The sequence below is a fragment of the Mesorhizobium sp. WSM4832 genome, assembly GCF_055811115.1.
In genome coordinates this window covers 74571-94703 of sequence record NZ_JBVVQH010000012.1, presented here as the reverse complement: position 1 = coordinate 94703, position 20133 = coordinate 74571, and the positions used below count along the sequence as shown (strand labels likewise).

Annotated in this window: 18 protein-coding genes; 9 read left to right on the top strand and 9 right to left on the bottom strand. The window is 61.6% G+C overall.

The features are described from left to right. Nucleotides 1-7: 7 nt before the first annotated feature. Nucleotides 8-823, bottom strand: coding sequence for an oxidoreductase (locus AC0L2L_RS18125; protein WP_473579936.1), 816 nt, complete (start codon nt 821-823; stop codon nt 8-10). Nucleotides 824-926: 103 nt separating this feature from the next. On the opposite strand from AC0L2L_RS18125, the gene AC0L2L_RS18120 reads away from it, so the two are divergent. Next, nucleotides 927-1511: a TetR/AcrR family transcriptional regulator gene (locus AC0L2L_RS18120; protein ID WP_473579934.1), complete on the top strand. Its 585-nt coding sequence runs from the start codon at nt 927-929 to the stop codon at nt 1509-1511. A gap of 111 nt (nt 1512-1622) precedes the next feature. On the opposite strand, the gene AC0L2L_RS18115 is transcribed toward AC0L2L_RS18120, so the two are convergent. Next, on the bottom strand, nt 1623-2612 hold the full coding sequence (locus AC0L2L_RS18115) for a DUF2332 domain-containing protein (protein WP_473579932.1): 990 nt from the start codon (nt 2610-2612) through the stop codon (nt 1623-1625). A 246-nt stretch (nt 2613-2858) separates the two neighbouring features. On the opposite strand from AC0L2L_RS18115, the gene AC0L2L_RS18110 reads away from it, so the two are divergent. Then, entirely contained in the window at nt 2859-3650 is a 792-nt protein-coding gene (locus AC0L2L_RS18110) for a class I SAM-dependent methyltransferase (protein WP_473579931.1), read from the top strand. Nucleotides 3651-3734: 84 nt separating this feature from the next. Here the strand turns inward: AC0L2L_RS18110 and AC0L2L_RS18105 are convergent, their stop codons facing one another. Both AC0L2L_RS18105 and AC0L2L_RS18100 read right to left on the bottom strand, forming a co-directional pair. Beyond that, entirely contained in the window at nt 3735-4457 is a 723-nt protein-coding gene (locus AC0L2L_RS18105) for a phytochelatin synthase family protein (protein ID WP_473579930.1), read from the bottom strand. 115 nt (nt 4458-4572) lie between these two features. After that, nucleotides 4573-5232, bottom strand: coding sequence for an ArsR/SmtB family transcription factor (locus AC0L2L_RS18100; RefSeq protein ID WP_473580045.1), 660 nt, complete (start codon nt 5230-5232; stop codon nt 4573-4575). Between the two features lie 109 nt (nt 5233-5341). On the opposite strand from AC0L2L_RS18100, the gene AC0L2L_RS18095 reads away from it, so the two are divergent. From AC0L2L_RS18095 to AC0L2L_RS18085, 3 genes are all read left to right on the top strand, one after another. Further along, a complete protein-coding gene (locus AC0L2L_RS18095) occupies nt 5342-6073 on the top strand; it encodes an MBL fold metallo-hydrolase (protein ID WP_473579929.1) in 732 nt (243 codons plus the stop codon). Beyond that, a complete protein-coding gene (locus AC0L2L_RS18090) occupies nt 6070-7332 on the top strand; it encodes an MFS transporter (protein ID WP_473579928.1) in 1263 nt (420 codons plus the stop codon). The genes AC0L2L_RS18095 and AC0L2L_RS18090 overlap by 4 nt, the downstream gene beginning before the upstream one ends. A gap of 107 nt (nt 7333-7439) precedes the next feature. Then, nucleotides 7440-8528: an acyltransferase family protein gene (locus AC0L2L_RS18085; RefSeq protein ID WP_473579927.1), complete on the top strand. Its 1089-nt coding sequence runs from the start codon at nt 7440-7442 to the stop codon at nt 8526-8528. Nucleotides 8529-8555: 27 nt separating this feature from the next. Here AC0L2L_RS18085 and AC0L2L_RS18080 read toward each other — a convergent pair whose 3' ends face one another. Then, nucleotides 8556-9197 (bottom strand): Vgb family protein, encoded by a 642-nt coding sequence (locus AC0L2L_RS18080; protein ID WP_473579926.1) that lies wholly within the window; start codon nt 9195-9197, stop codon nt 8556-8558. Between the two features lie 85 nt (nt 9198-9282). Then, complete coding sequence (locus AC0L2L_RS18075) at nt 9283-10503, bottom strand: helix-turn-helix domain-containing protein (RefSeq protein ID WP_473579925.1); 1221 nt, start codon at nt 10501-10503, stop codon at nt 9283-9285. A gap of 122 nt (nt 10504-10625) precedes the next feature. Here AC0L2L_RS18075 and AC0L2L_RS18070 point away from each other — a divergent pair, with 122 nt between their 5' ends. The 4 genes from AC0L2L_RS18070 (at nt 10626) to AC0L2L_RS18055 (ending at nt 13777) form a co-directional block, all read left to right on the top strand. Beyond that, nucleotides 10626-11375 (top strand): DUF899 domain-containing protein, encoded by a 750-nt coding sequence (locus AC0L2L_RS18070; RefSeq protein WP_473579924.1) that lies wholly within the window; start codon nt 10626-10628, stop codon nt 11373-11375. Nucleotides 11376-11480: 105 nt separating this feature from the next. Continuing rightward, a complete protein-coding gene (locus AC0L2L_RS18065) occupies nt 11481-11720 on the top strand; it encodes a hypothetical protein (RefSeq protein ID WP_473579923.1) in 240 nt (79 codons plus the stop codon). A 193-nt stretch (nt 11721-11913) separates the two neighbouring features. Beyond that, nucleotides 11914-12936 carry an aminopeptidase gene (locus AC0L2L_RS18060; protein WP_473580043.1) on the top strand — a complete coding sequence of 341 codons (1023 nt, stop codon included), beginning with the start codon at nt 11914-11916 and terminating at the stop codon, nt 12934-12936. A gap of 193 nt (nt 12937-13129) precedes the next feature. Next, nucleotides 13130-13777, top strand: coding sequence for a class I SAM-dependent methyltransferase (locus AC0L2L_RS18055; RefSeq protein ID WP_473579922.1), 648 nt, complete (start codon nt 13130-13132; stop codon nt 13775-13777). 109 nt (nt 13778-13886) lie between these two features. Here the strand turns inward: AC0L2L_RS18055 and AC0L2L_RS18050 are convergent, their stop codons facing one another. The 3 genes from AC0L2L_RS18050 to AC0L2L_RS18040 form a co-directional block, all read right to left on the bottom strand. Beyond that, nucleotides 13887-15440, bottom strand: coding sequence for a response regulator (locus tag AC0L2L_RS18050; RefSeq protein WP_473579921.1), 1554 nt, complete (start codon nt 15438-15440; stop codon nt 13887-13889). Next, nucleotides 15433-15789 carry an Hpt domain-containing protein gene (locus AC0L2L_RS18045; protein ID WP_473579920.1) on the bottom strand — a complete coding sequence of 119 codons (357 nt, stop codon included), beginning with the start codon at nt 15787-15789 and terminating at the stop codon, nt 15433-15435. Before AC0L2L_RS18045 ends, AC0L2L_RS18050 begins: the two co-directional genes overlap by 8 nt. 232 nt (nt 15790-16021) lie before the next feature. After that, entirely contained in the window at nt 16022-19939 is a 3918-nt protein-coding gene (locus AC0L2L_RS18040) for a GAF domain-containing protein (RefSeq protein ID WP_473579919.1), read from the bottom strand. Between the last annotated feature and the right edge of the window lie 194 nt (nt 19940-20133).

Below are 20133 nucleotides of genomic sequence, written 5' to 3'. Positions count from 1 at the left end.
GAACTTTTCAGACCGGTAACCGGAACTGTTTGCGCAAGCTCTTGTCGAATAGGCCTGCAGGGGCGAAGCGGCGCAGGAGGCTGACCTGCCGCGCGGCCTTGCCGGCAGTGTAGCGCCGTCGCGGATGGGCATCGGTCGCCGCCCTGACGACCACCTGCGCCACCACCTCCGGCCGATCGGCTTTGGGCATCACATCGCTCAGCAGGGCCTTGAACCCGGTTCGAGCCTGATCGTATTCCTTCAACAGGGAATCCGGCTCGATGCCGTTCTGGTCGAAGACGGTACGCACGAATGCCGGCTCGATGACCGAGACACGAATATTGAAGGCACGAACCTCGTGGTCGAGCGATTCCGAATAGCCCTCGAGCGCGTGCTTGACCGCCGAATAGTAGGCTGAATACGGTGCGGGCACGAGGCCCAATACCGAGCCGATGTTGACGATGCGGCCTTCGCCACGCCGCCGCATCGACGGCAACACGGCATTGGTCATGCGGATGACACCGAACAAATTGACGTCGAACAGGGCCTGGACCTGGACAACCGAGGATTCCTCGGCGCCTCCAAGCAGACCGACGCCGGCATTGTTGACCAGCAGATCGATCCGGCCGGTCTTTGACAGCACCGTTGAAATGAGCGCGGCGACCGCCGCGTCGTCGGTCACGTCGCAAACCAGCATGGTCACCCCGTCCGGGCCGTTGCCGACAGGCCGGCGGCTTGTCCCAAAGACGGTAAACCCTGCCCGCGCCAGTGCCTCGGCGCTGGCGCGGCCGATGCCGGAGGAGGCTCCGGTCACGATTGCAGTTCTTCCGGAATTCGCGTTCATTTCGTTCTCCAAATTCTTGAGGGCTAGCATTTTCACGTCAGTTGAATTATGCTCATAATATCAAATTACGCTCATAATGCAATAGCAGGAAGGAATGGCAGCCATGCGTTACGAAAAGGGCAGGAAGGACGCCTCACGCAGCCGGATCATGGAGGTTGCCGCCGAACGCTTTCGATCCGACGGCATCGCTGCGTCGGGCCTTGCGACCATCATGAGCGACGCCGGGCTGACGAACGGGGCCTTTTATCCGCACTTTCAGTCCAAGGCGGAGCTGGTCCGCGAAAGCCTGGCGGCGGCCCTGGAACTTCAGGCCCAACAAATACGGGAAGCGTTGGCCGCCGGCAGCCTGGATATGGCCGTAGAGGCGTATCTGTCGGCCGAGCACCGAGACAATCCGGGAAAGGGCTGCGCGAATGCAGCGCTGTTGCCGGAGATTACGCGTCAGCCGCCCGAAACACGTGAGGTCTATACCGACCGCTTGCTGACCTTGGTGCGCGAGTTGGCCGATGCGCTTCCGCAGAGCAATGACCCGGAACACGCAGCGCTGGCTATCTTTGCGACGCTCATCGGCACGCTTCAAATGGCGCGAGCCGTGGAAGGCACGGCGCTGTCGGATCGCATACTCGCGGCGGGCAAAGATGCGGCACGGCGCTTGATCCAGCTGCTTCAGGAAGAACTGGCGCCTTAAGGCGGGGAGCCGGGCCAGTCAAAGGTCTGCCTTGGGCCGGACGTCCAGCTTATCCGGGAAGGTCGGACCTTCAGAAAGCCTTGGCGCAAGTGCTCCGCATCCGCCGGATCCTTAAGCCTCCTCCGCGATCCATTCGAGCGAGGCGCCATGCGGGTCTGTCCAAGCTACAGGGGAGCCGTTCGCAGATAGGAGGAAGCGGCCGGGCGGCCAGCTTGTTCCGGCGCGTGTGGCGGAGGACGGGAAGACGCGAGGGAACTCGTTCGATACCCAATAAGGCGAGAGACGCATCGCCTGTTCGGCAAAAGCTTCTCTGTCACCGAGGTCGGAGACATAGTCGAGGACGGCTGTGTGAAAGATGACGAGTGTAGCGTCGTTTGGCGCTTCGTTGCAGAGTTGCACAAGGTCGCTTCCGCGCAGGTCGCCCTTCACCAGCCGAGGCTTGACCGTGGAGGCGATCTTTAAGGCCGCCCGCAGATTGGCGAGCCGCGCCGTCTGCTCCGGCCAGACCAGAGTCTCAAGCCATGCGACTTGCGACGCGTCCGAGGCATCAATCGGGCTCAGGTCCAATCCCGCCCGCCAGACGATTTGCGGCAAGGCTGTCGGCAATGGCGTTGTTTCGCTGGCGGAGCATCGGAAGACAGGCGGCTCCGATGCAATCGCGGGTGCACGGATCACCTTGCGCCCGTAGTCGTAGCTATAGAGGTCGGGCATGAGGCAGAGCCCTGCGGACGTCCCGACCTCGAGGAGGGCCAGTGGCTGCGGCAAACGCGCCAGGACGGGGAGTAATGTGGCGCACCTTCCCGGCTCGTTGGTTTGCGTCGAGCGCTCGAGCATTAGTGAGCGGATAGCGTCGGGATTGGCCAGAAGCGCCTTCCGAAACTCGTTCCATCCTGTCGGCGTGCCGAACAGGTGACGCACCGCTGCAAGCAGAAGGTTCGGTTGCCGCTTTAGGTCCGGAAGGGTCGAAAGGAAACCGAGCGCCTCCCGGTCCCCGGCGACTGCCCGAGCCAACTCCTCGTAGAGCGGCGAGCGACCGCGAGCTTCCGTATCGGCGAAGCGAATATATCGGGCTGAGATCTCGGCCAAGTCCTCCTCGTCCATATCCGACCCTCGGTCCCGACGTCTCGTCACGTCACATTACACGATCCAGGGATCTGATTGGAGCCAGGCACGGGCGTTTTTACGGACCGGCTGCCTTTCGCAAGTGAAGCTGCCGGTCCGTATATTTGAAATCAATTCTTCCGGTTGCGGGATAAGTAGATTGCGCCAGAAGGGGACGAAACCGCCTTGCTCGTGGCTGACGGGGAAAGTAGCGTTTGGTATAAGGTGAGATAGAGGGATAGGAGCGTGGCACAGCTGATATACGACGCAGCCGCCGCCGCTGGCTATGAACGGGCGTTTGCGCGTGTCTCGTCGCACTTCATCCCCTTCCTCCTAAGCGCGGGTCATGTCGCATCCGGCCAGCGTGTGCTAGACGTCGCGACTGGCACCGGATTGGCGGCTGAGGCGGCTCTCGCCATTGTTGGGGCGAACGGCCATGTCGTGGCGGCAGACATTTCGCCGCATATGGCGGCGCGGGCACGGGAGCGTCTGACCGGCGCTCCGAACGTGTCGGTATGCATCGAAGACGGTCAAGCGCTCACCTTCCCTGACGAGACCTTCGATACTGTGCTGTGTAGCTTGGGGCTGATGTTTTTCCCGGATCCTGCACGCGGTCTCGCCGAGTTCCACCGCGTGCTCCGCCCTGGTGGACGTGCTGCTGTATCCGTCAATACAGTGCCAGAGCGCTCCTACAATACCCGAATCCATCCAATCATTGCTCGCCATGCCGCTTCGCTGGCGCCAGCTGCATCCCAATTGTTTTCGTTGGGCGATGCCGCGCGACTGCAGGCCCTCTTCGTCGATGCCGGCTTTCACGACATAGATGTGACCACCACTTTTCATCACTTCGGCGTACCATCCTTCAAGGAGTACTTCGAACATGTCGAGCGAGGCTGGGGGTCAGCCGGGCAGGTGTTTGTGTCGCTCCCCGAAGAGGTCAAACGCGCCGTGCGCGAGGATGTGCGGCGCGACGTCGGCGACACTGGAGGGCCGCTCCAGATTGAGGTGGAATACAGGTTTGCAAGCGGGCAAAGATAGAACCCGTTTCCCGAACTGGTCGACACTTGGCCCGAATTCGGCCAGGGCGCACGAGCTGCCGGGCAGCGGCACGTTCAGTTTGACCTACTGTCCCGGGAGGGACGATATCAGCACGTATCCGCGGGTTTTGTTCTCGTTGTCGCTGTCGACCGTGTTCATCGCTGCGAACAGGTCGGCCGTTTTCACCCACACTGGCGGATATTTGTAACGAGCGACATCGAGGATCAAGAACCTGTCCGCTTTCTCGTCGTAAGCGGCGAGCGGGGATATATGCCCGCCCTTTTCCTGGCCCATTGCCTTGCGCAGATAGTTGACGATGACGAAGTGTCCGGCCTTGGAAAGGAAGGAGCCGGCCTGGGTCCGAAACTGCTCAGGACTGGCGTCCGACGCGTGGCGGACCTCGGCCTTGATCGGCTGCGTGGAAACAATGGCCCCGATCTGGTCGAGCGTCATTCCCTGCTCGTCCAGGACATGGCGAGGAAGAATGGCCTCCGTGCGCTCGTTCAGGACATTATCCTGCGTGAACGTTCTATAGGGTTCATATTCTGGCACCGCGGGCGCCGGAACGTTAAGCGCATTCAACACCATGACGATGCTGGCCACGCCGCAATAAGCTTGCGTCTTTTGCGTGAGAAAGTTGCTCGCGAGAGGAAAATAAGCTTCCTTCGCCGTGCTCTCGGCAAGAAAGCTCTCCCCTGAAGGAGAACTGAATCCCGTCAGATTGTCCGGGAGCTTCAGCGTCTCCGAGAACGCGCTGGGCGCAATCAATACAAACGCTAGCAAGAGCGAATAAAAACGCGCAGACATGGCGACCCTCCGCCCGGTTAAAGAAGCTTCGAGGGATGCTATCAGCATTCGGAACCCAACGCACGTTGATCTGCCGGCGCGCCCGACAGGCGGGGCCAATTAACCAGCCGCAATATCAGGCGGTCGTCTCCACCGGCAGGCCGGCGGCTTTCCATTCCGGCATGCCGTCCTCGAGGCGGCGCGCGGAATAACCGAGCGAGCGCAGCGCGGCCACCGCCTCGAAGGACATCACGCACCACGGGCCGCGGCAGTAGGCGACGACTTCGCGACCGGCGGCGGCATCGGCTGACCAGGCCCTGACTTGTCCTAGCGGGACGTTGATCGCGCCGGGCACGTGGCCAAGCGCGAACTCGTCCGCCGGACGGACGTCGATCAGCGTCACCAACCCATCGCGCATCAGTTTCCGGAGCTCGTCGCGCGTAACCGGCCGCATGTCGTCGCGCTTGTCGAAATAGCCGCGCACGATGCGGTCGACCTCGGCAAGGTGACGCTCGGCGACGGTCCGCACCGACGCAAAAGCTGAGAGCACGCTCTCATCCACGAGTGCGTAGTGCACGAACTTGCCGTCGCGCTCCGCCGAGACGACGCCGGCGCGGCGCAGCGCCTGCAAATGCTGCGAGATATTGGCAACGGGCTGGCCGAGCTTGGCGGCGAGAGCCTCGACGCTGCGCGCGCCTTGCGCGAGGTGCTCGATCATCTCCAGGCGCAACGGATGACCGAGCGCCTTGGCGACGATCGCGAACTGTTCGTAAAGCGCCTGCTTCGGATTGCGGATTGACTTTGACCTTTCAGCGACGCATCGTCATTCAATAGAATTATTGAATGACGATTTCGACCTGCTGTCAAGCTGGGCGGCTCGCATGGTTGCCCGTTCGGAGGAAGCAATGATTCTCAGGCAGTTCCTGCACACCGACCCCGTCGCCGCCTCCTATCTGTTCGGCTGCGGCGGCAAAGCGTCCGCGGCGGTCGTCGATCCCGTCGGCGACATCGCGCCTTATATCGCTGCGGCGGATGCCACGGGCATGCGCATCCTCTATGTCGTCGACACGCATATCCATGCCGACCATATCTCGGCAGGGCGAACGCTCGCGGAGGCGACCGGCGCCGACTACGTGCTGTTCGAAGGCGCCGAAGCTGGCTTCCCGTTCCGGCGCGCGAAGGACGGCGAGGTGCTGGAGCTCGGCAATGTGACGGCGACGGTGATGCATACCCCGGGCCACACGCCGGAGCATCTGAGCCTTTTGGTCACCGACCGGACGCGGTCGGCCGAGCCCTGGTTCGTGCTCACCGGACACACGCTGATGGTCGGCGATCTCGGCCGCACCGAGCTTGCTTCAAGCGCCGAGGACGGGGCGCGCTCGCTTTATGCCAGCGTGCGCCGGCTGAAGGAATTGCCCGACCATATCGAGGTGCTGCCCGGCGCCTATTCGGGCTCGGTCTGCGGGCGCTCGCTGAGCGGCAAGCCGACATCGACCATCGGCTTCGAGCGGCGCTTCAACAAGGCCTTCCGCATCGATGACGAGGACCAGTTCGTCGCCGCCATGACCGCCGATATCCCTCCCCCGCCACCGGACGCGGCCCGGACCCGGGCCGTCAACGCCGGGGCGAAATCTTGAGCGCAGCCGCGCCCGGCGTAGCGCTTGGCCTCAAGGCCAACTGGAAGCAGTTTTCGCTGCTGGTGCTGATCAACGCTTTCGTGGGCGGCATGGTCGGCATCGAGCGGACCGTGGTGCCATTGATCGGCGCGGAGGAGTTCGGTGTCGCCTCGACCACTTTGGTCACCTCCTTCATCGTCAGCTTCGGCGTGGTCAAAGCCTGCGCCAACCTCGTCTCCGGCCAGCTTGCCGACACCTGGGGCCGCAAGCGTGTGCTGATCCTCGGCTGGCTGTTCGGCCTGCCGGTGCCGTTCATCATCATCTGGGCGCCGAGTTGGGGCTGGATCGTCGCCGCCAATGCGCTGCTCGGCATCAACCAGGGGCTAGCCTGGTCGATGACGGTGATCATGAAGGTCGACCTGGTCGGGCCGAAATCGCGGGGGCTGGCCGTCGGCCTCAACGAGTTCGCCGGCTACCTCGCCGTCGGCGTCACCGCTTTCCTCACCGGCTATCTGGCCAGCCGCTACGGGCTGCGCCCGGTGCCGATCTATCTCGGTGTCGGCTATGCGGTCCTCGGTGCGGCGCTGTCGATCCTGCTTGTACGCGACACGCGCGAGCATGTGCGGCTGGAACTTTCGAACCATGCCAAGCAGGCTTCACCGCTCGGCTTCCGCGAAATCTTCATGCTGACCTCGTTCGGCGACCGCAACCTATTCGCCGCATCGCAGGCCGGCCTGGTGAACAACCTGAACGACGGCATGAGCTGGGGGCTGTTCCCGCTCTTCTTCGTCGCCAATGGGCTCGGCGTCGAGCGCATCGGCATCCTCAAGGCGGTCTATCCGGCGGTGTGGGGCATCTGCCAGGTCGCGACCGGGCCGTTAAGCGATCGGCTGGGCCGCAAGGGACTGATCGTCGCCGGCATGTGGGTGCAGGCGGCGGGGCTTCTCACTACCGCCATGACGCGCGATTTCGGCTGGTGGCTGCTGGCGAGCCTGCTGCTCGGCCTCGGCACGGCTATGGTCTATCCGAGCCTGATCGCGGCGGTGTCGGATGCCTCGCATCCGTCCTGGCGGGCACGCTCGCTCAGCGTCTACCGCTTCTGGCGCGACCTCGGCTATGCGATCGGGGCGTTGTCCGCCGGCCTGATCGCCGACTTCTTCGGCTTCTCCGCAGCGATCGCGGCCGTAGCGGCGCTGACCTTCCTGTCGGGTGCGATCGTCGCGATGGCTATGCACGAGACGCGTGCCGCCGCCCCGGTTTCAGCGTCGGGCGATGGTTAACACCGGCGCCGAACAAGGTTTCCGTTTACGATATCGTAAGCTTGTTGCTGCGGGGCATCCGCCGGTCCGCTACAATCGCGGCAGTTGAATCTTCCTCGAGATCGCACATGAGCAACCCGAACCGCATGCCGTGGGTGGACACGGCCAAAGGCCTTTCCATCATCCTGGTGGTGATGATGTATTCGGCCTACAACACCGGCGAGTACACCGGCGGCGTCGGCTTCCTGCATTATGTCATCGGTTTCGCGACACCGTTTCGCATGCCGGAATTCTTCCTGATCTCGGGCCTGTTCCTGTCGCAGGTGATCGACCGGCCGTGGCGGCGCTATGTCGACCGCCGCGTCGTCCACTATCTTTATTTCTACGTGCTGTGGGCCATCATCTCGATCGGACTGAAGATCGGCATCTTCAGCCGCGATCCCGCCGGCATGCTGCATGACCTCGCAATGGCTGTTGTCCAGCCCTACGGCGTCCTGTGGTTCATCTACATGCTGGCGGTGTTCGGGGTCGTGATACGCGTGTTGCGCGAGCTTCGCGTGCCGCACTGGATCGTCATCCCGCTCGCTGCGGCGCTACAGATGTGGGCGCCGAAGCCCGACAGCTACGCCCTTGAGCAGTTCGCGGCCTATTTCGTGTTCTTCTATCTCGGCTTCGTCCTGGCGCCGCTGATATTCCGGCTGGTGGGATGGACGCAAGCCCGGCCGGCGATCGCCGTTGCAGGTCTGCTTACGTGGGCGCTCGTCGACGGCCCGCTCGTCTATTCGCCGGGTTACGCCATGCAGCCTGTCGGTATGCAGATGGGCCTGGCGGCATGGCCGCCGCTGCATCTTGCGCTTGCCGTTGCCGGCGCGGTGGCGCTGTGCGTCGCCGGCGGCTTCCTGTCGAAATTCGCCTCGATGGAATGGCTGCGCTGGCTCGGCGAACATTCACTGGTCGTCTATGTCGCCTTCACCATCCCGATGTCGCTGTTCCGCGGTGCAGCACTTGCAAGCGGGCTTCTGACCGACACCGGCATGCTCAGCCTCGCCGTATTGCTCGTCTCGGTGATCACCCCGGTGGTGCTCTACTTCATCGTCAAGCGCGTCGGCTTCGGCGCCTTCCTGTTCGAGCGGCCGGCCTGGGCGCATGTCGACGGGCCGAACGCCGCGAAGGCCTCCAACAAGCCCATGACGCGGCCGGCGCGCGAGGCGGCCTGATCGGGCCGCCTCGTATCCGGCCATTTGTCACTTGTCGGAATCGTATCCGGGGCGGCGCACGGCCTTGATCTTGCCGCTGCTGCCGCCACCGCAGAAGAAGCAGCCGCCACCATCGGATTCCAGCCCCGACACGCCAGAGGGCATCGCCACCTCCTGCAGCACGTCGCCCGTCTCGGGATCGATGCGCAGCAGATCGCCTTCCTCGCCTTCCCAAGTGGCATGCCAGAGCTCGCCATCGACCCAGGTGACGCCGGTGACGACGCGCTTCGATTCGATGGTGCGGATCACCTTGCCGGTTTCAGGATCGATCTGATGGATCTTGTGGGCCCTGTATTCGCCGACCCAGAGCGAACCTTCGGCCCAGGCCATGCCTGAATCACCGCCGTTGCCGGGGGCGGGAATGGTGGCGACGACCTTGCCGGTCTTCGGGTCGACCTTGTGGATGCGGTCCTCTCCGATCTGGTAGAGGTGCTCGCCGTCGAAGGCTGTGCCGGCATGCGCGGCGACATCGATCGACTGCACGATCGCGCCGCTTTCGGGATCGAGCGCGTTCAGCTTGTCGTCGCTCGCGAACCAGACATTCTTACCGTCATAGGTGACACCGTTGACGCGTTCGGCGCCGGGAAACGGTCCGTATTCACGCAGGATTTCGGCGGCTGCTCGTTTCATTGTTGTCTCCATTGATCTGAACAATGCCTCAGGGTTCCGCGCATGTCTCTTTCCCGAAACCGGAGGCCACTTTCGGGAGACATGCTTAATCGCTCGGCAGCGGGCCCGGGAGTAACAAGACAGTCGGGAATCCGGTCACCGGCGGCATCATCCAGCGGCGCGCCCGGCCGCGGCCGACCGCCTGCACCTTGTCCTGCGCCGAGAGCTGCTCCAGAGCGCGCTGGACGGTGCGCGCGCTGGCGCCGAGCGCGATCGCCAGCGCCGAGCTCGACCATGCTTCGCCATCGGTCAGGAAGGCGAGAACCGCGCCGTGCTCGTCTTCGACCGGCGGCGCGAGCACGACGACCTCGGCGGCGCTCAGCGGCGCGAGCGCGAAACCGGCGGCCGTCGCATTGATCTCGGCGAACGCGGCGAGTTCGGCGCGCAACCGTCCCATTTCGACCCTGAGCCGCGCGCGGTGCGACTCGTCGACATGCTTCGCCCGGAAGGCGCGCCTCAGCAGCACCTCGCGCGATGCATCCGCCGGCCACGCCTCGGCAAGCGTGCGCGCCAGCGTAAACAGCACGGGCCGGGTCGCCAGCGAAACGACCGCGTCCGCTTCGCGCACGACATTGCGGCAGGCATCGATAACCAGCGCGCCCGAGGCCAGCAGCGCTTCGACCTCGTCAAGCAGCAGCTCCTTCTCCGTCCCTCGCGCGATCAGCCGGCCGACCGGCGTGTTGAGGACCAGCGACGCCGCTTCGACTTCGGCCCTCAATGCCGGGATGTTGGCTTCATATGCGGCAAGCGATGCCCGGCCGAATGCCGAGCGCGCCGCCTTTGTCCTGAGGCGCCGGACCGCGATGCCGGCGGCGGCCAATTCATGCGCGACGCGGGCGACCGGCGGCAGCGGCGCTGGATCGAAGTCCGAAAGCAGGCGCTCGGCCTCGTCGAGGCGGCCGATCAGGATCAGGCGGCGCGCCTCGAGGCTGCCGGCATAGGCGGCGTTCAGCCGGTCGCCATGCGCCGCTAGCGTCGCGCGCGCGGACCGCAAGGCCTTCTCCGGCCAGCCAAGGTCGCGCGAGACCAGCGCGATCTCGGCCTCGGCGACGACGCAGCGTGCACGCGCCACCGCTTCCCTCGGGCTGAAGGCGCGGGCGGCGTCCTTCAGCAGCGACTTTGCCTTGGCGAAATCGCCGAGCTGCGCCATCGCGATGCCGCGAAGCGCCAACGCCGGCGCGTCATCGCGCAGCGCAACCCGCTTTAGGGCGCCGAGCGGATCACCCGCTGCGAGCGCGCGGCCGGCGGCGTTGATCAGCGAGTCCATGCCATCGCCCTGGGGCCCGCCGCAGCAAATCGCGTCACACTTGTAACTCTCACCATCGCACTCTGCGGCCCTATGTCTGTCCGTGTCACCCCCCAACCAAACCCAAGAACGGGACAAGAGCAATGACCCAACACATGAAGACACCGCCGGTCGTTTCGCAGGAAGCGTGGGAAGGCGCTTATGAAGAGATGCTGGTGAAGGAGAAGACCCTGACCCGCGCCCGCGACGCGCTCGCGGCCGAACGCCGCCGCATGCCGTGGATGGAAGTCAAGAAGGACTATGTGTTCGAAGGCCCGAACGGCAAGGCGAGCCTGCTCGACCTCTTCGAGGGCCGCCGGCAGTTAATCATCTACCGCGCCTTCTTCGAGCCCGGCGTCTATGGCTGGCCGGAACATGCGTGCCGCGGCTGCTCGCTCGGCGCCGACCAGGTCGGCAACCTCGCGCATCTCAACGCCCGCGACACCACGCTTGCCTATGCCTCGCGCGCCCCGCAGGCCGACATCCAGCGGCTGAAGCAGCAGATGGACTGGAAGATGCCCTGGTACACCATCACCGACAGTTGGGATAAGGATTTCGGCGTCGACGAATGGCATGGCCACAACGTCTTCATCCATGACGGCAAGCGCATCTTCCGCACCTATTTCGTCAACAACCGCGGCGACGAAGCGTTTGGCACCGTGTGGAGCTATCTCGACATCACCCCGCTCGGCCGACAGGAGGTGTGGGAGGACTCGCCCGAGGGCTATCCGCAGACCCAGACCTACAAGTGGTGGAATTGGCACGACAGCTATGAGGAAGGTGCCGCACCCGACCAGAGATGGGTCGAGGTGTCGGATGCCGGCGAAGCGGCGTTCCGCAACAAGAGCGCCTGAACGCGAAGCTAACCCGGCGGCGCGAACCGCGCGCCGCCGGAGCCGATCGCTTCGCCCGAGTTCCTATGGGCCGGAAAAACCAGACCGCTTCAGAAGGTGGATATCATGAGCATCGACAATCCCGCCCCTCGGCTGAGCGGCTTCGGCCTCGCCGACTGGCTTTGCCTCGCCGCGGCACCGACCTTCGCCACGATGGCGCTGCTGACGGCTGCCTATGGCGGCCATGACATGATGTGCATGTCCGGGCCCGGAGCCTCCATGCTCGGCGGCATGGTGCCGATGTATCTCTTGATGGCGGCGTTTCACCTCGCGCCGTGGCTGCGACTGGTGGCGAGGCGGGGGTGAGATCTCCGTTGAGCGCCGCATGGCCTGACGACAACTGAGAAATCGAAGGCCCGACCCGCTGCCCTCCAGGTCTTGACGAAAACAGGCGCGCCTGTTTGAGACATTGGAGCAAGTGGAGACATTTGCTCCATGGGGATGAGCAAGCGGTGGGCAGGCTTTGAAGCGCGTTTTTCGATTGCTTGCCGCGGCGATCATGGTGTTCGGTGTGACCGGATGCACCAGCATTTCCTACTATGCGCAGTCGTTGGAGGGTCATGTTGAGATCATGGCGGCGCGCAAAAATGTCGGAAAACTGATCGGTGATCCGTTGACGCCCAAGGCGCTGCGCACCAAGTTGACCTCGGCAAGCGCCATACGCCGCTTTGCCACGGAAGAACTGGCGCTGCCCGACAACAATAGCTACCGCAGCTATGTCGACGTCGGTCGGAACGATGTGACCCTGGCGGTCTTTGCCGCGCCGCAATTCTCTCTCGCGCCGATAACATGGTGCTTTCCAGTGTTCGGCTGCGTTCCCTACAAGGGTTATTTTTCGCGCAAAGACGCGCTCAAAAATGCTGCTGAGCTGCAGCGACAGGGGCTGGATGTCTATGTGACAGGCATCACGGCATATTCCACGCTGGGCTGGTTCAGCGACCCGCTGCTCAGCACCATGCTCCGTCAGGACGACACCTATCTCGCAAGCCTTGTCTTCCATGAGCTGGCGCATCAGAAAATCTATGTGAACGGCGACTCCGCGTTCAACGAGGCTTTCGCGGTTGCCGTCGAAACCAGCGGCACGAGGAAATGGCTCCGCGCCACTGGCAATCGCGCCGGATTGCGCAGTTACGAGATCGATCGCAAGCGCAGGGCGGATTTTCTCGAACTGATATCGAAAACGCGGGACGAGTTGAGGCAGGTCTATGGAAGCCCGCGTAGCCCCGAGCAGATGGCGGCCGCCAAAGCAGCGGCCATCGACAGGCTGCGGACGCGCTACCGGCAGATGCGCGACAAGCGCTGGGCCGGCTATCGCGGATACGACGCCTGGTTCGACAGCCCGATCAACAACGCCAAGCTCGCGGCGACTGCCGTCTACGGTGAAGAGGTTCCGGCGTTTCTTCGCTTGTTCGGCTTATGCTCCGGCGATTATCCAAGATTCTATGCTTCCGTTCGGCGGATCGGGAATCTGCCCGCACCTTCCCGTGCCGAAGCGCTCAGGACCGCGGCTGCGTGTCATTGACCCGAATATGCGCAGAGTCCGCAAAGGCGCGGTGCCGTTGCTGATTGGCTCGGGAAGCCGACGTCGACGATCGATGATTTGATCGCCGTCCGGTGGCGCCGACGCTCCCGAACAACGGAACCGGTCCGTTGTCTCGTTACGTTGTGTTTAGCTCCGCCGTGTAAGGAATTCGGCATGCGGGGGCAGCACGCTGATGTTGGACAATTACGAGTTGGACGGGTTTGGCGTGATCCACCAGATCGACTTCACACCGATCAAATATGACAAGAAATACATTTCCTACTACGAGGATTTGAGCGACCGGACCATCAAGCTCGGATATCAGCGGCTTGGCTGGGTGCTGGGAATCACGGGTGAGATTCCTCGCTCGGTGCTGGAGATCGGATACGGCACGGGCACGTTCATCGAAGCAGCCAAGATTACCGGGGTCGCCGACTGCGCCGGCTGCGATATCGCTGAATTTCCCCTGCCGAAGGGCATCCGCTTTGTCGATTGGGATGAGGCGCTCGCCAGTTCATGGGATCTCGTCGCCATGTTCGACGTGCTCGAGCACATCCCGGACTTGGGTTTCCTCTCCCGCCTTCAGGCCCGTCATCTGGCCATCGCTGTCCCCTATTGCCGCTGGCGCGAGCTCGGTGCCGACGGCGACGCCTGGTTCCGGACGTGGCGTATGCGCCTGCCCAACGAGCACCTGCACCACTTCGACCGCGACTCGCTGGTGGCGCTCCTCACGGCCAGCGGCTTTCAATGCGTGACGCTGAACTGTTTCGAGGACGGGATCAGACTACGGTCCGGAGAAGCGGGTCCGAATATTCTGTCGGGCTTCTTCAGGAAGCTGTAAGCCGACTAGGACCGATCTGCCCGACATCATACCGCGACCGAGGCGGCACGCTGATGTTGGACAATTACGAGGTGGACGGGTTTGGCGTGATCCACCATTTGCCGATCTTTCAGTCCGTGGCGGACGGGACCAGGTCGAGCCGCGGGACGAACTCCTCCAAAGAGTCGTCAAGCAGCGGCGGTTCTTCCTCAGCCTCCTGCTTGGGCTCGACCATCAGAAGACCGACAACGACCAGCGCCAGGGAGACCCAGGTCAGAGCTGGTATCGACTCTCCGAGCAACAGCATGCTCCAGCCTATGCCGGCCGCTGTCCCCGCATAGGCGTTCTGGCTGGCGAAGACGGCGCCCGTGGTGGTGATCAACACAATGAAGAGCAGCATCGCCAAATTGCCGGCGGCAGCCATCAGCAAGACGATGACGCCAAGCCGACCGGTCAACAAATCAAACGGTATGAAGTCCTGGTAAAAAGTGGCAAGTGGGATCAGCATCAAAACCGAAACAACGAGCGTGATGCCGAACAGGGCGACGTTATCGATGCTGGCGGGTTTGAACTCCGAGAGGTAAATATCTTCGGTCGCGTAAGTGACGGGGATCACAAGAGCAACGGCAAGCCACAGCCAACTGGTGGCCATTTCCCCGGGCTCTCCGTAGAGGAGTATGATGAAGATGCCGACGAGGCCCAATCCAAGCCCTAAAAAGCGCTTCAAATTCGGAGCTTCGGTCCGCATCATGGCGGCGAACAAGAAGACGGCAAATCCCTCGAGCACGATGACAATGGAGACGATAAAAGCTGGAAGCTTGCTTGCCACCCAATAAACCAGGACTTGGTTGATCACGGAGCTGATAAACGCAAAACCAAGTATGAACTTCCAATCCGTTCGCGTGAGATCCTTGAGGCTCGGCATTGTCTTCTGCTTCACGCTTATCCCGATGCAGAACACAGCTCCGATGATGTCAATTAGGATTGCCAATCCGACCGGATGAGCCTCGACAAGCGATGCCATCTTAGAAAGTGGCACGACAACGCCCCATAACCCACCGCATGCGAGCAGCAGCAGAGCGCCACGAAACGTGCGGATATTCTGCCGCATCTTTCGCTCGCGCTCGTAGACCTTCTGGGCCATTGTCGCGAACACCGTGGCGAGCTTGCCGAGACCATCTGTACGGCTTGCCACATCGCGGATGCCGAGCTTCGAAGGATTGAACCGCCCGGTTTCCAGGGTGGCGGCCGCCTTGGTCAACTTGGCCACCTGCCGCAGATATTCCGTCTCAACGTCGCGGAGTCTTTTCTTCTCTATGCAGGTGGCAACGCGTGCCTTGAGGAGAGCGAGTTCAAAATTCTTGGGCAGAAAGTCCTCGGCGCCAAGTTCAATCGCCTTGACGACGCTGCTCATCTCGTCATCGAGTGCAGAAATCACGATGACCGGCACATCCCGAGTCCTGGAGGACGCCTTGAGGCTCTTGAGCACCTCGAAGCCGTCCATCACCGGCATTATGATATCGAGAAGAATGAGATCGAAGCTTTCGCCCGCAAGACGGTCGAGCGCCTCGCGGCCACTCTCAACCGCCTCGGCCTGATGTCCGAGCGCTTCGACCGACTTCTTGAGCTTGATCCGTATGCTCCGGGAGTCGTCTACAATAAGGATCTTGCCTGGGCTACTCACGACGCCCTCCCAAACCGAAGATATCTCGAAGCTCCGTGATGGCCACATCGAAGGCGTTCCGCGCGCTATCGATCTGCAGCAAATCCGGTGGTTCCCCGCTTTCGCAGCGCCGCTCCAGTCGAGCGCAGATTTCGGCGAGGTCGTTGGCCCCCATGTCCCTGGCATTGGATTTGAGAGAATGCGCGGCTCTGCGGGCAGCAGCCAGGTCCGAGGCCCCGGCAGAAACCTGCAAGTCTTGCATGATGGAAGGCCCCTCTTCGAGGAAGGACTCCACCAGTTCCACCAGATCAGCTTCCCCGCCGCCTACAAGCTCGCGAAGCTTTGCAAGCGCCCCTCTTTCGATAGCCAAAACGACCCCCAATGTGCCGCTATCTCCAGGCTCCTCAGCCCAGACCGCGAGCTTCTCCAGTTTGTTATTGAAGTGAGATAGAAAATCGAACCACGTTCCGAGATTATCAATGTCCCCATGCGCTCAAGAAGACGGAATATCGCAGCAATTCTAATTTAGCGGTAGCGCATAATTCGAAAACAATGCCGCCACGGCGCCTAGAGTTATCGCGCCAGGCCCCTAATTTGCCCCTTCACGGCCCTGGTATGCCGGGCACCGCGAAATCCTTTGCAGCGCCAGCGGGTCTGCGCCCACCAGCTAGCACCGCCTTATGCAACGAAGCGATGAGGTCCTCGACGCGCAGCGGCTTGCTGAGATAGTCGTCCATGCCGGCGTAGAGATACCTCTCCCTATCGCCGGCCATGGCGTTGGCGGTGAGGGCCACGATAAACGGCTGGCGCGCATCCTGGATACCGGACGCCCGGATCAATCTTGTTGCCTCAAGACCGTCCATGTCCGGCATTTCGATATCCATCAAAATGACGTCATGGCTGCCTTGCGTGTATTTGGATACTGCCGAACGGCCGTCAATTGCCAGGTCCGGTCGGTAACCAAGGCGCTCCAGTACTTTGAAGCCGAGCTTTCTATTGGTGTTGTTGTCATCGACAAGCAGTATGCGAAGCGGAAATTTTTCCGCCATCGTACTATCGAGCGCGGATCCCTTCGACTGGTCGGTCCGGGTGGGCCGCGTGGGGGCCCCGGCAAAGACCGACATGAAAGCATTGAGGAGTGGCGAGGGCTTGATCGGCTTAGGGAGCATGGCCGCAAATTTGATGCTCTCGATATCCGCCTTGTTTCTCTCGTCGAGAGGCACCAGGGAACTCAACAAGATCAGGGGAAGGTCACCCGTTTGACCAAGCTCACGTAATCGTTTGGCCAGCTCTATTCCGTCCATCTCCGGCATGTTCATGTCGAGCACGACGGCGTCATAATTTTCGCCGCTCGAAATCCTGCTCAATGCGTCCAGGGGCGATTCGGTTGTGTATGGAACCATGGCCCAGGATTGGGCCTGCAGAGACAGGATGCGCCGGTTGGTTGCGTTGTCGTCAACGATCAGCAACCGCTTGCCTGCGAGTTCAACTTTGGCCACAGACATTTGCGCTTGCCTGGGAGCGGGCGCAACGGCAGCGCGGATCGTGAAGAAGAATGTCGTACCCGACCCTTCGACACTTTCCACCCATACTTCCCCGCCCATCAGTTCCGCCAGGCGTTTGCTAATCGCCAACCCTAGCCCGGTTCCGCCATAGCGCCGCGTCGTCGAGGCATCGACTTGGCTGAAAGACTTGAACAAGCGATCCAATCGGTCCCCGGGAATACCGATGCCGGTATCGCGTACTGCAAACTGCAGGGTGGACAAGCCCTCTTCGCTTCCGCTGTGGGCTGTTCCCGCGCCCTCAGCTGCGGGCAGAACTTTCATCACTGATAGTACAATTTCACCCCGCTCAGTGAATTTCACAGCATTGTTGAGGAAATTGAGCAAAATCTGTCGCAGCCTGGTGCTATCTGCGACAATCCCGTCAGGAGTACCGGGCTCCACCAGGCAGGCTAGGTCGAGCCCCTTCTCCGCGGTCTTGGAGGCTACCAGGTCAATCGCGCTCTCAAGGCATTCCCGCAGTTCGAAGGGCCTTGGATCGAGCTCCAGCTTGCCAGCCTCGACTTTGGAAAAATCGAGTATGTCGTTGATGATCGTCAGCAGTGCCTCTCCGCTCTGGCTGATCGTCTCGCTAATCTCGCGTTGTTCAGAGTCGAGGTTTGTGCCGAGCAGCAAGTTGCTCATTCCGATCACGCCGTTCATTGGCGTGCGGATTTCGTGGCTCATGGTCGCCAGAAACGAACTCTTCGCCTCATTTGCCGCCTCGGCCGCTTCCTTTGCCTGCTGCAGCGCCAGGGACAGTTGCTTGAGCTCGGTGAATAGCTGCGCGTTGTGCAAGGCCGCACCGGCGTTGGCGGCGATCGTGGCGAGCAAGCGTAGCGAGTCGTCGGTGAATATGCCCTCACGCGTGGTGCTCTGCACGCTGATCACGCCCACGGTGCCTTGCACCGTCTTGATCGGAACGCCAAGGTAGGACAAGGCATCCTTGCCGACGGGCGTGGCGCCGATCTGCGCGCCCCGTTCCGCCACGTCCTGATTGATGAGCAGCGGCTGGCCGGTCTCTATGATCTTGCTTGTCAGCCCTTCGCCGAGAGTGAGCGTGGTGAAGGATTCGCCAAACTGATAGGGGAAATGGATCAGCTTGGTTTCCGAGTCGAGCAGGGCGACATAAACGATGTCGGCGTTGAAGATTTCCTGCATCTGGTTGCCGATCAGCTGGATCGTGCTTTCGAGTTCCGATTCCGCGATGAGCGCCTGACTGACCGCGCTGATGGCGCCCAATTCGGCGGCGCGGGCTTCGGTCACCTTGAGCAGACGCTGGGTTTCGTCAAAAAGGCGTGCATTGGCGACCGCAACGCCCATGTTGGAGGCGACCGTCTGCAGCAGGCGCACGTGGTTTTCGTCGAAAGCATGCTTCTGATAGCTCTGCACACTGAGAACACCCAGTGTTCTTTCACCAGAGTTGATTGGAACGCCTATGTAGGACGCAGTCCTATCCTCTTCGTTTGGAAAGTAAGCTCCCAGCTCTTTTCCATCCTCCAGAGTGCCAAAAACCAATGGCTTGCCTGTTGTGATGATCTTTGACGCCACTCCTATGCCCATTGGAAATGGATCAATGGACCTATGCTCCCTGAAGTATGCATAAGGGACATGGATCAGCCCGGACTCGCTATCGTGCAATAGAATTTCACTGACCTCGGTGCCGAAGGCTTCCCGCACCTTGTCGCCCACGAGGCGAATAACGGTGTCCAGGTTCAGCGACTTCGTCATCGCTTCGCTGACGCTGTTGAGAATGGCCAGTTCCTTTGCGCGATCCTCGGTCACTTTCAGCAGACGCTGAGTTTCGTCGAAGAGGTGGGCGTTGGCGATGGCAACGCCCATGCCGGATGAGAGCCCCTGCAACAGACGCACATGATCTTCATTGAAGACGTTCTTCTCGTAGCTCTGCACGCTGACGACGCCCAGAGTTCTGTCTCCGGCGATGATCGGCACAGCTAGGTAGGATTCGGTCCTGTCCTCCTCCGTAGGCATGAGAGCGCCCAACTCAATGTGTTGCTCGCTCGAACCCAAAACCAGCGGCTTGCCCGACAATATGACCTTGGAGGTCAGGCCCTCACCCATCGCAAATGGCTCGGGGTCCCGATAGTCCTTGTGAAACGCATAGGGTACGGTGATCAGGCCGGATGCTTCATCGCGCAACAGGATTTCGGTAACGTCCGTGCCGAATATTTCGCGGATCTTGTCACCGACGATGCGGGTCACTGTCTTGACATTCAGCGTCTTCGCCATCGCCTCGCCGACGCTGTTGAGGATTGCAAGCTCCTTTGCGCGGTCCTCTGATACTTTCAACAGTCGCTGTGTCTCATCGAAAAGGCGAGCGTTGGAGATGGCAACACCCATGCTTGACGAGAGCGCTTGCAAAAGACGCACGTGGTCTTCGCTGAACGCGTTCTTTTGGTAACTCTGCACGCTGACGACGCCTAGAGTTCTGCCTCCGGCGATGATCGGCACGCCTATGTATGATTCTGATCGCTCCGCTTCGGTGAGTGCGATCACATCGAACTCGAGGGACTGCTCGAACGTCGCGAGAATCAGCGGTTTTCCAGAGAGAATGACCTTCGAGGTAAGTCCCGCGCCCAAAGTGAAGGGCTCCACGTCCTGGTACTCACGGTAAAATGAATACGGGACGGTGATCATGTCTGACGCCTCGTCGCGCAACAGGATTTCGGTGATGTCCGCGCCGAATATTTCGCGCACCTTATCGCCGACGATGCGGGTCACTGTCTTGACATTCAGCGCCTTCGCCATGGCCTCGCCGACGCTGTTGAGAATGGCGAGTTCCTTTGCGCGTTGCTCGGCGATTTGGAACAGGCGGTTGTTTTCGGCGGAAAGTCGGTCAATTTCAGCCGCCGCAGCGGCCTTCGCGATTTCCAGTTCGGCAATTTTTCTGTCGGCGGCTCCAAGACGACTTACGAGGTCCATTTCTACTGAGCCTGACATTTCGACCTCTTCCCTCAACAGACATCCCGCCGAGAGTTTTGGGGAGGCCTTGCATACCTGCCTGACGGATATTAGCAGATACTGTTACACGCCAATCGCTCGATTGACAGTGCCCGTGCGTCGCTGGCCTCCACGCTCGCCAACTGAGCACTGCGGCCAAAACAGTTGAGCCACGCCGATAGCGTAGAGCCGCCGCCCCCCTCCCAACACCC